Origin of the sequence: Nodularia sp. LEGE 04288 (assembly GCF_963896525.1) — a bacterium.
Classification (GTDB): domain Bacteria; phylum Cyanobacteriota; class Cyanobacteriia; order Cyanobacteriales; family Nostocaceae; genus Nodularia.
Genome location: NZ_CAWQOY010000022.1, coordinates 1 through 13,473, shown reverse-complemented (window position 1 = coordinate 13,473; position 13,473 = coordinate 1). Strand labels below are relative to the sequence as shown.

Here is a 13,473-nt window from a genome sequence, read left to right as displayed (position 1 = left end):
ATAAAACCACAGAGATGCAGAGAAAGCAGAGAGAATTTAGATGACTGGGTTTAAGTTGTCTTCTGAGCAAGGATAATGAGAAACCAAGGTTTTTGAGAGAGTTTTTCATAATCTTGCGGGTAAAGTTGTTTGCACTCCTCGGTGGGACGTGGTTCAACAATTTGTTTGATGACAAATCCTGCACTCTTTAATGCGGAAGTCATCGCACTTAATGGACGGCGGTAAAAGCGCACGCTTACAGGTGTGTTACCATAGCCTTGCCAAGAATCTTCTAATAAATCTGTGGCAAAATAATCAGCTTTTTCAAACAATTGGAAATCCATAAAAGGATGATGTGTGGAAAACAAAAATAATCCTTTAGGTGATAGAATGCGGTGAAATTCTTGGAAAACTTGTTCCCAATCTCTTAAATAGTGGAGAGTTAATGAGCTTAAAATGAGATCAAACGAATTATTATTTAAAAAAGTCAGGGGTTGATTCAAGTCAGCTTGGTAAACTTCTCCCCGGTCTTTGAGTCTTTCTTGGGTCAATTTTACCATTTTATTGCTAATATCAATAGATACAACTTCAGCACCATGATTAATCAACCATTCAGAATAAATTCCGCCTGCACAACCAGCATCTAATACACGCTTAAATTTGATATGGGATAAAAGAGAGAACATGGCTGGTCTTTCGTAGTAAGCGTTGTGGGAATTGGATTCTGTACGCTTTACATAAGCTTCTGCAAAGGCTTCGTAGTCGTTAAAATGCATAGATTCCTGCTGTTCTAGACTCATATTCAATCTCATCCTTTATTTGTATTTGATTTGGGATAGCTTTTAAATGGCTTGGCTAAAAGACTTTTAATGATATGTGGTACAAGTGTGAAACCTGGAATAAAAACAATACCCAGTTGTTGCATTAATCCTAGTGCGTCTCCTTGTCCCCAATGCTCTACAATTTTGCCGTTTTCAACGCGGTCAATGTGCATGATGGATAACTGGATTTGTTTACCTGTTGGTGGAATACCCTGAAAGTTACCCAGATGTGTAGCTGTGAATGTCCCACAAGTAACGATTTTATCTTCTTCAACAATCACCTGATCAAATTTGTGTTCACTATTGGTAAAGGCTAAGTAGAAAGCCATACCAAATTCTTTAAAACCTTCGCCATTGAGGGGTTCAGCGACACCAGCCATGTGAGCTACAAAATTTGAGGCGAGAAGTGCGAATGCTTTGTCAATATTTCGATTGTCGAAAGCTTGATAAAACTCAAGAACTATGGCTTTATTTTCCTGGGGTAACATTTATTTTATATAGGACTACTATTTGATTTTTGTTGGCGTAGCCTGCGCTTTGCGCTTACAGACACGTAGGGTGTGTTAGCGGGGAGATTACGGCACTAAAGCCTTAATAATGGTGCGTTACTGACTTCATCCTAACGCACCTTACAATACTTAATTTTTTCATAAATCAAACCGGATTCCTATATTTAGGTTTATTACCAGTGAATTGGCATAATCATTGCTAAAGTTTTCAGAGGATATTTGAAAAGTTTTATTGTAGGTAGATGCGCTAAACTATGATTAGGAACGCTGTAAAATTAAATGATTGCGTTCAGTTAATCTGGCTTGCCAATTTGGTTCAACTATAATTGTGCTAATTTTTTCTACGATAATCGCAGAACCATTAATACTATCTCCTGGTTGTAAATCTTCTCGCCGATAAACGGGTGTATGATGCCATTGGTTATCTGTAAACATTCTGACTGTTTCCACAGGTTTTGGTGCTTCGTCTCTGGGACGGATACGAGTAATTAAAGGTTCTTCAGGTGTATCCATTTCCTGAATTACTTCTACTGAGACAGATTCGATAATTAAGGTTTTGTCTTGTTGCATAAAACCGTAGCGAGTTTTATGTTCAAGCTCAAATTCTTGTCGCATTATCGCTATATCTGAAGCAAAATTAATATTTAAGGTTGAGTTAGTACCTGCATATTTTAAATTAACTTTCTGCACTACTAACTCTTCACCATTTACACCGTCTGAAGTTAATTCATTTCTCGCTTGAGTTTCTAATGTTGCCATTAGTGGCTGTAATTGCGGGATTAATTCTGGGTTTAAAGGCTGTTCTACTCCTGCTTCTCTAATTGATCTAATATCAGCTAATCCCATTCCATAGGCAGATAAAACCCCAGCGTAAGGGTGCAAAAATATCTTTTTCATCCCCAATATATCGGCAATTAAACAAGCAACTTGCGCTCCAGCACCGCCAAAGCAACAAAGGGTATATTGACTAACATCATAGCCTCGTTGTAGACTGATTTTTTTAATGGCATTTGCCATATTTTCAACTGCGATCGCCATAAATCCAGCCGCTACTTGTTCTGGTGTACGATGATTGTCTGTGACATCGGCAATTTCTTGGGCTAACTGGGTAAATTTCTCAATCACAATCTCTCGATCTAAAGGCAAATTACCATCTAAGCCAAAGACAGAGGGAAAATATTGCGGGTGTATTTTGCCTAACATCACATTGGCATCTGTAACTGCTAATTTACCACCTCTGCGGTAACAAGCCGGCCCAGGATTTGAACCCGCAGATTCAGGTCCGACACGATAACTAGAACCATCAAAAAATAAAATTGAACCACCACCAGCCGCTATGGTATTAATTGCTAATACAGGAACTCGCATTCGCGCCCCAGCAATTTCCGAATCTAATTGGCGTTCATATTCTCCTTTAAAGTGGGCAACATCTGTACTGGTTCCGCCCATATCAAAGGTAATTACTAACTGGAAATCTGCTCTTTGACTGGTTTGAACTGCGCCGACTATCCCCCCAGCCGGGCCACTTAAAATACTATCTTTACCTTGAAATTGTGGGGCTGCTACTAATCCGCCGTCAGATTTCATAAACATTAATTTGACTGCGGGTAACTGACTAGAAATTTGGTTAACGTAGCGGCGCAAAATTGGTGTTAAATAAGCATCTACAACTGTTGTATCGCCCCGGCTGACTATTTTCATTAAGGGACTAACTTGATGAGATATAGATATCTGCGTAAATCCGATTTCTTGGGCAATTTGGGCTACTTGTTGTTCGTGGTGGGGGTAGCGATCGCTATGCATGAAAACTATGGCACAACTGCGGATGCCTGCGTGGTAAACTGTCTGTAAATCGTTTTTGACTTGTAAAATATTTACAGGCGTTAACTCCTCACCGTGGGCATCATAGCGTTCATCTACCTCAATCACCTGTTCGTACAGCATCGTGGGTAGTACGATATGACGGGCAAAGATATCAGGACGATTCTGGTAGCCAATGCGTAGGGCATCTTTAAAGCCTTTGGTAATGAGAAGAACGACGCGATCGCCTTTTCTTTCTAAGAGGGCATTGGTGGCTACTGTAGTCCCCATTTTGACCACTTCTATGGCTGCTGTGGGAATGGGTTCATTACCTGTCAGACTCATGATATCCCGAATACCTTGAATAGCTGCGTCTTGATATTGTTCAGGATTCTCGGAAAGTAGTTTGTAGACTATCACCCATTGCTGTTCAGGAATCGGCACAATTAAAAAACGCTCAGGATGTCTGGATAGTTTATCAATAATTATCTGCTCATCCGTGACAGCAACTATATCTGTGAATGTACCGCCGCGGTCAGCAAAAAATTTGAGCATTTTTCATTTCCTCAAAATAATCGAACTTTAAATGGGAATACTGAAATTAGGGCGTTGCTGAATCAAAGTATGAAATGCCAAAATGACCTTTCTTCTTCTTCGTACCTTTGCGCCTTTGCGTGTTAGCACAGCGGGACGTAGCCCAACAAATTCATATTTGAAATCAGCAACGCCTAAATATTTATAAGAAAACTATCAATATTATACTGAGGGTAAAAGCAAACAACAAGGCATATGCAAATTGGCGACTAAAATATCCTATAGCAGCAATCAAGGCAATAGCCAGTATACCAATGCCAATGTACTGCTCGCGTTGCCAGCCTTTAGCAATGAGCGAATCTTGCTGAATCGGGTCAGAGGAGGGAATTTCTTGAATTGTACTGGGTAATGGTTTTTTAGATTGTGAAATCATAAAATATACCTGAAGTTAATTATGAAAGTACGAAGATACAAAATAGGTGATACCGCAGAAATTATCCAGTTGTTCTATGACACTATTCATGAAGTGAATATTCGAGATTATACTCAAGAACAAATTGATGCTTGGACATCAGTAAATATGGATGTTGAAGTTTGGATGAACAGCTTAAAAAGTAAGTTTACTTATATAGCGGAAAAGGATAATAAAATTCTGGGTTTTGGGGAATTAGAGGCAAATGGACATATTGACCGCTTTTATTGCCATAAAGATTTTCAAGGTCAAGGAGTTGGTACTAAAATCTTAGAACAAATTGAAGTAACAGCGAGAAATTTAGAAATTAAAAAGTTATTTGTTGAAGCTAGTATTACAGCCAAGCCTTTTTTTGCTAGGAAGAATTTTATGGTTGTAAAACAACAAGAAATAGAACGCAGTGGGCAAAAATTAATAAATTTTGTTATGGAAAAAGTTTTATCTAATGGCTGAATTGCTGTGCAGTCGAAGCTTTTTAAGCCATTCATCCCAATTATTTGTGAAGCTGCATATTATTTTGACCCCACCCCTAACCCCTCCCCGCAAGCGAGGAGGGGAACTGGATTTTCGTTTCAATACTGTTTTTAGGACGGAAAACTCGCTCTAGGCCAATTTGTGTGTACACCGTAGGCAAACGAGGAGGGGAACTGGATTTTCGTTTCAATGGGGAACTGGATTTCTGGTTAAATTCTACTTATGCATCTTTATATTAAATTGGGATCAACATAATTCTAACTCTTTAATTATCTGAAAATATTGTTGATCAACAATACATAAATACTGATATGGGTTTTATATACCCTGAGAAAGAAAGGGTAGTTATTCCATTAGAAAGAAGTTATTACGCCTCCTACTCTCTAAAGTAAACCCAGGAAGAATGAAATAAATTTTTTGAGCAATCTTTGTTAGTTAGTAGTTACCACCCATAACAAAATTAAACGTTAAAAAATCAACAAAATCATCTGGATTTGGGAATAGAGCATAGTGGTAATTTTTACGGAGAAATAGCTCAAGTTAGCCAAAAATTTGGATTTTGATTGAGGAAAAGTATTATGACCACACAAGAGCAACTACACCGATGGCATGAATTAGCGCAACAGTTACGTGTCGATAGTATTCGCACTACTACCGTTGCGGGTTCGGGTCATCCTACCTCGTCTATGTCGCCGGCTGATTTGATGGCGGTTTTACTCTCTAAATATCTGCACTATGATTTTGACAATCCAGATAATCCCAATAACGATCGCTTGATTTTCTCTAAAGGTCATGCTGCACCTCTACTGTATAGTATGTATAAGGCAGCCGGGGTAATCAATGATGACGAATTGCGATCGCTACGGCATTTTGGTAGTCGTTTAGAAGGTCATCCCACACCGCTTTTACCTTGGGTTGATGTCGCCACTGGTTCTCTAGGACAAGGATTACCCATTGGTGTAGGTATAGCTTTAGCAGGTAAATATTTAGACCAATTACCTTATCATACCTGGGTGTTACTAGGTGATAGTGAAACCGCTGAAGGCTCAGTTTGGGAAGCTTTTGATCATGCTGCACACTATACCCTAGATAATTTAATTGCGATTATTGATGTGAATCGCCTCGGTCAACGGGGTCAGACTGAATTGGGTTGGAATACACAAGCTTATGCTAACCGTGCGAGAGCCTTTGGTTGGCAAGCCATTGAAATTGACGGTCATGATTTAACCGAGATTGATCAAGCATACAGCGCGGCTGTGACTGTGAACGATCGCCCCACAGTAATTATCGCCCGGACGAAGAAGGGTAAAGGTGTCGCTTCCCTCGAAGATTTAGGCGGTTGGCATGGTAAAGCGCTGGAATCTGATGATGCGAAACGAGCAATTTCTGAGTTAGGTGGTGAAAGACAGATGATAATTTCAGTGGATACACCAGAAGCACAAGGACAACCAGCCAGCATCGGTAATCCTCAACCATTGCAACTTCCCAAATATGACAAAGGTGCAAAAGTCGCCACACGACGAGCTTATGGTGATGCTTTGGTCGCATTAGGCGCTGCACAACCCAATGTCATTGCTCTTGATGCCGAGGTGAGTAATTCCACTTACGCCGAAGATTTCGCCGAAGCATACCCAGAGCGCTACTTTGAGATGTACATTGCCGAACAGCAAATGGTCGCAGCTGCGGTGGGTTTACAGGTGCGAGAATACAAACCCTTTGCTTCTACCTTCGCGGCTTTCCTGACTCGTGCTTACGACTTTATCCGCATGGCGGCTGTGTCTCGTGCGAATATTAAATTAGTGGGTTCCCATGCGGGGGTATCCATTGGTCAGGATGGTGCTTCACAGATGGCTTTAGAAGATTTAGCCGCATTTCGATCTGTGTGGAGTAGTACGGTACTTTATCCCAGTGATGCCAATCAGACAGCCAAATTAGTTGCCCAAATGAGCGATCGCAATGGTATTGTCTATCTTCGCACAACACGGGAAAAAACACCGATTATCTATGAACCTCATGAAGAATTTCCCATTGGTGGTAGCAAGATAATTCGCAGTTCTGACCGAGATCAAGCAACGGTGATTGGTGCAGGTATCACTCTGCATGAAGCAATTAAGGCTTACGACCGACTGAAAAACGAAGGGATTACAGTCCGGGTTATCGATACTTACTCAGTCAAACCCATTGATGTGCAGACATTGCATCAAGCCGCACGGAATACCAAAGGTAATTTAATCGTTGTGGAAGACCACTGGATTGAAGGCGGACTCGGTGCGGCTGTCCTGGATGCCTTTGCAGGTACTAACAATACTCCCATTTATGATGGCCCCCAACTGCGATTAATTAAATTAGCGGTACGAGATATGCCGAGTTCAGGGACACCAGAAGAATTACTTCATGCTGCCAAAATTGATGCTGAGGCCATTGTGGAAGCTGTGAAATCCCAAGTCAGACAGCCGGTAGGAGTATAAACATTAATGTCTAATTCTTTCCTCTGGTAGGAGTTAACAGTAAAAGCCACAGTTACCGTAGAAACTACTATAACCAGGAGTTAAGACAATGCCTGATAAATATCATACTGGAACTAAGGACGAACACTTTAATTTAATCAGCGTATTATACCACGCCCTACAAAGTGCAGCTTGCTGTGAAACCTATCTTAACGATGCCCAACAAGCAGGCGATCGCGATTTGACCCAATTCTTCCAAGATGTGAAAAGCCAAAACCAGAATTTAGCAGAGAGAGCAAAGCAGCTATTAGCACAGCGGACTGAGCAGCTTGTAGCGCATTAGGTGAAGGTTTTAGACATATTGTGGGGTGGGCATCCTGCCCGCCTTCTTGGTTGAATCATATCGGGTTCCTGTCGCCGTGGGTTCCATTGCAGATATCACCTTTGTCACCGAAAGACCAACCACTGTAAAAGAAATCAACAACATTTTTAGAAAAGAAACCAACAGCCAAAGATACCAAGACATTTTAGGAGTTTCCCAAGACCCCATAGTTTCATCTGATATTATCCAAGACCCTCGCGCCTCCATTGTCGATTTAAGCATGACTCAAGTTGTCGATGGCGACTTAGTAAAAGTCATGAGTTGGTATGACAACGAATGGGGTTACGCCTGTCAGATGGTTCGACAAGCCCAACATATGGCGAAAATCTCTCGACCTCTGCAAACTGTTGAAACGAACCGCATTGGCGCTAGCCTCTCCCTTTGGGAGAAGACGCAAAGTACACGAAGGAAGAGAAGAAAGGAAACTCTGCGTATCTACCCTGCGGGAACGCCTAACGGCGAATGCGTTGAAAAAAACCATTTTAATGGTAAATGCTTATGAAAATCAGCGCCAGGTAGCCGCGAAAAGAATTTAATGTCTATGAAAAGATATAGATTAACCGTAGGGCTAACGCACCCTACTAAGGTGGGAAACTATTCAGAGTTTGACGATGAATTGTATTTGGTGCAATGGATGAGGTGATGATTTATTTTAAAGCAGTCTCTTCTGGCTTTTGATATAGCATTTGTCCTGACTTTAATTCCGAAGCAATTTGCTGACGACTATTAATGAAAGTGTACTGTTCGTTAAAGCTACCGGGAGGACGCTCTCCAATAATGTATTGACGCACTGGTATATCCGGACTATTAACAACAACACGATCAGAAACACGTACTGTTGTATCTGGTGCATTGGGATTTTCTTCTTCAAGTTGAGAAACCACCCAAAGCTCATTGTTTAGGGCATATATACCTTGAATGTCCAGATTGTAACCACTCGAAGGAACCTCAATTTCAGTTGTTATAGTCCGCTCTTTCCGGTCTGCTCCGGGTACATCAACATCAATATAAGGAACTTCAACGGTTTGTTCTTCCTGTATGACAATTACCTTGGGTACTGTAACCGTGCGCTTTGCGACTCCGACCTTCACATCGGGTCCTTGAATATCATATTGTGGTAGCCTTCCGGGTTCTACATTCACATCAGGTAAGCGACCTGCCTGTTCTCGCTCTACTTGACAGGATGCCAAAGGAAGGAGAAGCACAATTAAAGATAAAGGAATGATTTTTTGTAAGGTTAAAGGTTTTGATTGCATAATATATCTAAACACCAAAAAAAGCTATCACTTCGTTATTTTCTGATAAAATAGTGCTAATTTGAATCTATCTACAGACCAATATCTATATCTATCTCAGTAGAGGTTTTGAGGATAAATTCACAAGTACCAGCGAAACAACAGCGTCATACGTCCGATTAAATGCTCCTGCAAGGAACGATGGCGTAAATCCCTGTTGCTCACCAGCCGACTCTTTGCAAAAGCGTCCAGAAAAAATTGCTCCATCTGCTCGAACAAATAGCGATCGCTTGTGGAAATATTTAACTCGTCATTATGAAATAAGCTCCGGGAGTCAAGATTAGCACTACCCAAACTCACCCAATCATCATCTATTAATAAGCACTTGGCGTGCATCATGCTAGGCTGATATTCATAGATTTCGATGCCCGCTTTTAACAGTTTTGGGTACAATCGCCGAGAAGCATAGCGGACTGGCGGTTTATCATTATGCACTCCCATTGTCAGAATTTTGACATCAATTCCTCTAGCTTTTGCTTGCTGTAATATTTTGCGGGAATTGGGATTAGGTAAAAAATAGGGGCTAGCGATCCAAATCCGCTTTCTCGCCGCTTGTAGTAATGATTCAAACAGAGCGCGAATTCCCGAATCTTTCTGAGTGGGATCTTCTCCCTTGGTAATTAACAAGGTTTCCTCTTGTTCGTGAGGCTGAGAACTACTTGCAGAGTTCCAATCTAATGAACCACCCGTGTCTAGCCAGTGTTGGAGAAAAATACCTTGGAAACGAGCAACTAAGGAACCTCGAAAACAAACCTCATAATCTAACCAAGGTTGGTTATTTTCAGTTTCCTCCTTTCCATCCCACAAGTCAGAAACTCCAGCGCCCCCAATCAGGACAATTTCTCCGTCTACTATTAATAACTTACGATGGTTGCGTCTGAGGTTAGCGGCGGGATCTTTCCAAGTGAAAGGATTGAACAGCAGCACTTCCACCCCTGCGGCTTTGAGTTTATTCCAATATTCTTTGGGTATAGTTTTTGCGCCATAGGTATCTGCAATTACTTGAACGGTAACACCTGCTTGGGCTTTTTTTATTAAAGCTTGAGCAAAATCATCAGAACGTTTTCCGGGGGTGATAATAAAAGTTTCAAACTGAATGGATTGAGAAGCACTATTGATTACTTCCAGTCGCGCCGCAAAAATATCTGTCGCTTCCCGAAAAAATCCGGTACTTTTACCCTGAGTGATAAAGGAATCTGACAGACTAGCTATGGTGACAGGAAAGTTAGCTGTGGTTGGTGAGGGTAAATTTTTAATTTTGTAAAAAGTTCGAGACCGGAATAACCCTCGGAAATAGAGAACTATTAAGGTAACGAGAATGAGTAGGCTAACAGGAAAAATTATCCACACAAATGTTTGGCTCATGGCTCGTTTTGCCTCATTTTTATGTTTACAGGAGCGGAAATCTTCTAGGTATTTATTTGTTTCTCATGTTCTGAGAATCTCGGAAAAAACAGAAAATACCTGATCTGGTTTCACCTCATCCAGCAAATCTCGAATTTGGTTATCGCTGAAAATTTGACTTACACCAAATAGGCTTTGAACATTTTAACCTATCAACTTATTCCAAATAAAAAAATATCCCCAAATTTATTGTGGAGCGGGCATACTTCTCTACGAGACGCTACGCGAACGACAAGCTCAGTACAAGTCTTGCCCGCTAATCATAAAGGACTGGAGTTTTATTAAAAAATCAGGTGCGTTTACCGTGCCTAAATTTGGGAATTTAAACCTTGCGAAACCAAGAAAATAGAGGCAGTGGTTTTCCCGAATGGTTATAACTATTTCTTATGCTAAGTCCTTCTAAATTAGACTAAAAAGGTCTATTTGGGCGTTATGTATAATTTTCTGAGGAATATATGACAAAAATAGCTGTATATTAGATTTTACGTGATAATGTAAGCGTTAAAGATAACTATTATCGCCACTACAAATTATTTAGGATTAACTATGGAACCTATTACTCTTATTATTACTGCACTGGTGGCTGGAGCGGCAAAAGCTGCTGGTGATGCAGCCCCAGATGTTTATAATGGCTTGAAAGCTTTGATTAAGCGTAAGTTTGAAAGTGAACCAAAAGCGCAAATGGTTCTGGAGGAACACGAAAAAGACCCAGAAACCTATGAAGCACCACTAAAAAAGAAATTAGCTGAAGCTGGTGCTGATCAAGATGAGGAAATTATTAAAGCTGCTCAGGAATTGTTGAAACAGGTAGAACCTGAAGAGTCTGCATCTGGTAAGTATAACACAGTGTTTCAAGGAGAAGTGAAAGGCGCTCAAATCGGCGATCGCAACACACAAACAAATACATTTAGCTAAAAGCCACTGGAGAATCTGAATGGCTGAAGATAGTTCTAAATACAATCTGGAATTTCAAGACCAAGCCAAGGGTGTTGCGGTTGGTGATGGCAATATTATCTCCAATTATTTCTACTATAGAGAAGAGGTAGTAACTGCATCTGTTGATGTTGCTGATGACAATCTCCTCTGTCCTTATCGGGGTTTGTTTCACTTTGGCCCCAATGATGCTGAGGTTTTCTTTGGACGGGAAATATTTATTGAAGAACTCTATAGTGCAACTAAAATCCGTAATTTTATTCCGGTGCTAGGTGCGTCAGGAAGTGGTAAATCTTCGGTGGTCTTAGCTGGACTTGTCCCTAAGTTACAAAAAGAGGGTCATTGGCAATTTACTCATTTTCGTCCTGGTTCTGACAAAGATCCATTTTATGCGTTAGCTGAGGCACTGGTTCCACTTTACAGAGCAGAGATAGATTCTACTGATAAAATAACTCAGGCTGGTAAGCTGGCTGAATCTCTTAAAGACGGAACAACGCCACTTTCTCGTATATTTAGCTCTATTCAACGCAATCATCCGCATCATCGAGTGCTACTGATTGCTGACCAATTTGAAGAAATTTATACTCTTTTTCACGATGAGGAAATTCGCCGCAAGTTTCTTGACTGCTTATTAGCTGGTCTAGGAACTACTACTTCCCTGTCTGCATCGCCTATGGTATTGGTAACAACGATGCGGGCGGATTTTTTGGCAAATGCTCTCTCCTATCGTCCCCTTGCTGATGTCTTGCAAAATGCTGATGTGAAACTGGGACCGATGAATCGAGAGGAACTAACAGAAGTCATAGAAAAACCTGCTGAAAAGTTGGGCGTAACATTTGAGGCGGGACTGGTAGAACGCATTCTCCAGGATGTGGAAGAGCAACCGGGAAATTTACCTTTGCTAGAGTTTGCTTTGACAGAGTTGTGGAATCAGCGCACAGGTAAACAATTAACTCACAAAAGTTATGAAGAAATTGGTCAGGTAAAAGGTGCGTTAGCTCGCCATGCTGATCAAAAATATGGCAACTTGACAGATGAGGAGAAAGAAAAAGTCCGGCGCATTTTTATTCAATTGGTGCGTCCAGGTGAGGGAACAGAGGATACACGACGCATTGCGTTGAAAGCGGAATTGGGGGAGCAAAGTTGGTCTTTGGTCAAACAACTAGCTGATGCGCGGTTGGTCGTGACAAGTAACAATCTGACCAGTCAAGAAACGGTGGAGGTAGTCCATGAAGCTCTGATTCGTAATTGGGGAGAACTGCGACAATGGATGAATACAAACCGCGTTTTTAGAGCTTGGCAAGAACGACTGCGGTCAGCAAAGGGACAATGGGAAGCAACGAAGCAAGATTCTGGTTCATTGTTGCGGGGTGCAGCGTTAGCAGAAGCAGAAGAAAAACTCAAGGAACGCCCAGAAGACTTAATTGATGAGAAAGAATTTATCGAGCAGAGTATTAAAGACCGCGATTTGATCAAGAGGCGCGGAATCATAGCTAGGTGGGGGATTGTGGTGAGTTCCCTGGTGGCGGTGGTAATTAGCGGTGGATTGGGTTTGACGGCTTGGAATCAGAAAAACCAATCGGAACTCAATCAAGCTGAATCCCTTGGTCGATATTCTTTTTCTCTATTTAATGAACATAAAGAATTGGAGGCTTTTGTTGAAGCAATCAAGGCCGGTAAAATTTTGCAAAGCCAACGGACAACTAACCCAGAGGTGATGAAAGCCTTGCAGCAAGTTATTTCTCAAGGAAGTGAACGCAACCGCTTGGCAGGGCATGAGGAATCGGTCAGGAGCGCCAGTTTTAGCCCCGACGGCAAGACTTTGGCTTCTGGTAGTGATGACAAGACGATCAAACTCTGGGATGTAGAGACAGGAACCGAAATCCGCACCCTGAAGGGGCATGAGGAATCGGTCTATAGCGTCAGTTTTAGCCCCGACGGCAAGACTTTGGCTTCTGGTAGTGAAGACAAGACGATCAAACTCTGGAATCTAGAGACAGGAACCGAAATCCGCACCCTGAAGGGGCATGAGTCTCCGGTCTATAGCGTCAGTTTGAGCCAAGACGGCAAGACTTTGGCTTCTGGTAGTTAAGACAAGACGATCAAACTCTGGAATCTAGAGACAGGAACCGAAATCCGCACCCTGAAGGGGCATGAGTCTCCGGTCTTGAGCGTCAGTTTGAGCCAAGACGGCAAGACTTTGGCTTCTGGTAGTTATGACAAGACGATCAAACTCTGGAATCTAGAGACAGGAACCGAAATCCGCACCCTGAAGGGGCATGAGTCTCCGGTCTATAGCGTCAGTTTGAGCCAAGACGGCAAGACTTTGGCTTCTGGTAGTGAAGACAAGACGATCAAACTCTGGAATCTAGAGACAGGAACCGAAATCCGCACCCTGAAGGGGCATGAGTCTCCGGTCTTGA

Annotated in this window: 11 protein-coding genes and 1 pseudogene; 6 read left to right on the top strand and 6 right to left on the bottom strand. The window is 41.7% G+C overall.

Translation table 11 applies throughout. The annotated features are described in order from the left end of the window. Positions 1 to 50: 50 nt before the first annotated feature. The 4 genes from AACX33_RS01800 to AACX33_RS01785 all read right to left on the bottom strand — a co-directional run bounded on the left by AACX33_RS01800 (position 51) and on the right by AACX33_RS01785 (position 4,076). Positions 51 to 779, bottom strand: a complete 729-nt coding sequence (locus tag AACX33_RS01800; RefSeq protein WP_193996925.1) for a class I SAM-dependent methyltransferase — start codon at positions 777 to 779, stop codon at positions 51 to 53. Between the two features lie 8 nt (positions 780 to 787). Beyond that, entirely contained in the window at positions 788 to 1,288 is a 501-nt protein-coding gene (locus tag AACX33_RS01795) for an ester cyclase (protein ID WP_193996924.1), read from the bottom strand. A gap of 279 nt (positions 1,289 to 1,567) precedes the next feature. Continuing rightward, positions 1,568 to 3,664 (bottom strand): hydantoinase/oxoprolinase family protein, encoded by a 2,097-nt coding sequence (locus AACX33_RS01790; RefSeq protein WP_193996923.1) that lies wholly within the window; start codon positions 3,662 to 3,664, stop codon positions 1,568 to 1,570. A gap of 181 nt (positions 3,665 to 3,845) precedes the next feature. Beyond that, entirely contained in the window at positions 3,846 to 4,076 is a 231-nt protein-coding gene (locus AACX33_RS01785) for a hypothetical protein (RefSeq protein ID WP_193996922.1), read from the bottom strand. A gap of 21 nt (positions 4,077 to 4,097) precedes the next feature. Between AACX33_RS01785 and AACX33_RS01780 the strand changes: the two genes are divergently transcribed. The 4 genes from AACX33_RS01780 to AACX33_RS01765 all read left to right on the top strand — a co-directional run bounded on the left by AACX33_RS01780 (position 4,098) and on the right by AACX33_RS01765 (position 7,920). Then, the gene (locus AACX33_RS01780) at positions 4,098 to 4,568 is read left to right on the top strand and encodes a GNAT family N-acetyltransferase (RefSeq protein ID WP_193996921.1); all 471 of its coding nucleotides are present in this window, start codon (positions 4,098 to 4,100) and stop codon (positions 4,566 to 4,568) included. Between the two features lie 599 nt (positions 4,569 to 5,167). Next, complete coding sequence (locus AACX33_RS01775; protein ID WP_193996920.1) at positions 5,168 to 7,057, top strand: transketolase; 1,890 nt, start codon at positions 5,168 to 5,170, stop codon at positions 7,055 to 7,057. Positions 7,058 to 7,145: 88 nt separating this feature from the next. Beyond that, entirely contained in the window at positions 7,146 to 7,379 is a 234-nt protein-coding gene (locus tag AACX33_RS01770; protein ID WP_193996919.1) for a hypothetical protein, read from the top strand. 46 nt (positions 7,380 to 7,425) lie between these two features. Continuing rightward, positions 7,426 to 7,920: a hypothetical protein gene (locus AACX33_RS01765; RefSeq protein WP_227788839.1), complete on the top strand. Its 495-nt coding sequence runs from the start codon at positions 7,426 to 7,428 to the stop codon at positions 7,918 to 7,920. A 145-nt stretch (positions 7,921 to 8,065) separates the two neighbouring features. On the opposite strand, the gene AACX33_RS01760 is transcribed toward AACX33_RS01765, so the two are convergent. Both AACX33_RS01760 and AACX33_RS01755 read right to left on the bottom strand, forming a co-directional pair. Next, positions 8,066 to 8,674 carry a hypothetical protein gene (locus AACX33_RS01760; RefSeq protein WP_193996918.1) on the bottom strand — a complete coding sequence of 203 codons (609 nt, stop codon included), beginning with the start codon at positions 8,672 to 8,674 and terminating at the stop codon, positions 8,066 to 8,068. Between the two features lie 120 nt (positions 8,675 to 8,794). Further along, positions 8,795 to 10,078: a phospholipase D-like domain-containing protein gene (locus AACX33_RS01755; protein ID WP_193996917.1), complete on the bottom strand. Its 1,284-nt coding sequence runs from the start codon at positions 10,076 to 10,078 to the stop codon at positions 8,795 to 8,797. A 585-nt stretch (positions 10,079 to 10,663) separates the two neighbouring features. Between AACX33_RS01755 and AACX33_RS01750 the strand changes: the two genes are divergently transcribed. Together AACX33_RS01750 and AACX33_RS01745 are read left to right on the top strand one after the other, a co-directional pair. Continuing rightward, positions 10,664 to 11,032 carry a hypothetical protein gene (locus tag AACX33_RS01750; RefSeq protein WP_193996916.1) on the top strand — a complete coding sequence of 123 codons (369 nt, stop codon included), beginning with the start codon at positions 10,664 to 10,666 and terminating at the stop codon, positions 11,030 to 11,032. A 19-nt stretch (positions 11,033 to 11,051) separates the two neighbouring features. Then, a pseudogene (locus tag AACX33_RS01745) lies at positions 11,052 to 13,473 on the top strand (nSTAND1 domain-containing NTPase); the annotation flags it as partial.

Coding starts and splice junctions, on each gene's coding strand:
- AACX33_RS01800 (WP_193996925.1), bottom strand. CDS start 779: ATGAGTCTAGAACAGCAGGAATCTATGCATTTTAACGACTACGAAGCC.
- AACX33_RS01795 (WP_193996924.1), bottom strand. CDS start 1,288: ATGTTACCCCAGGAAAATAAAGCCATAGTTCTTGAGTTTTATCAAGCT.
- AACX33_RS01790 (WP_193996923.1), bottom strand. CDS start 3,664: ATGCTCAAATTTTTTGCTGACCGCGGCGGTACATTCACAGATATAGTT.
- AACX33_RS01785 (WP_193996922.1), bottom strand. CDS start 4,076: ATGATTTCACAATCTAAAAAACCATTACCCAGTACAATTCAAGAAATT.
- AACX33_RS01780 (WP_193996921.1), top strand. CDS start 4,098: ATGAAAGTACGAAGATACAAAATAGGTGATACCGCAGAAATTATCCAG.
- AACX33_RS01775 (WP_193996920.1), top strand. CDS start 5,168: ATGACCACACAAGAGCAACTACACCGATGGCATGAATTAGCGCAACAG.
- AACX33_RS01770 (WP_193996919.1), top strand. CDS start 7,146: ATGCCTGATAAATATCATACTGGAACTAAGGACGAACACTTTAATTTA.
- AACX33_RS01760 (WP_193996918.1), bottom strand. CDS start 8,674: ATGCAATCAAAACCTTTAACCTTACAAAAAATCATTCCTTTATCTTTA.
- AACX33_RS01755 (WP_193996917.1), bottom strand. CDS start 10,078: ATGAGCCAAACATTTGTGTGGATAATTTTTCCTGTTAGCCTACTCATT.
- AACX33_RS01750 (WP_193996916.1), top strand. CDS start 10,664: ATGGAACCTATTACTCTTATTATTACTGCACTGGTGGCTGGAGCGGCA.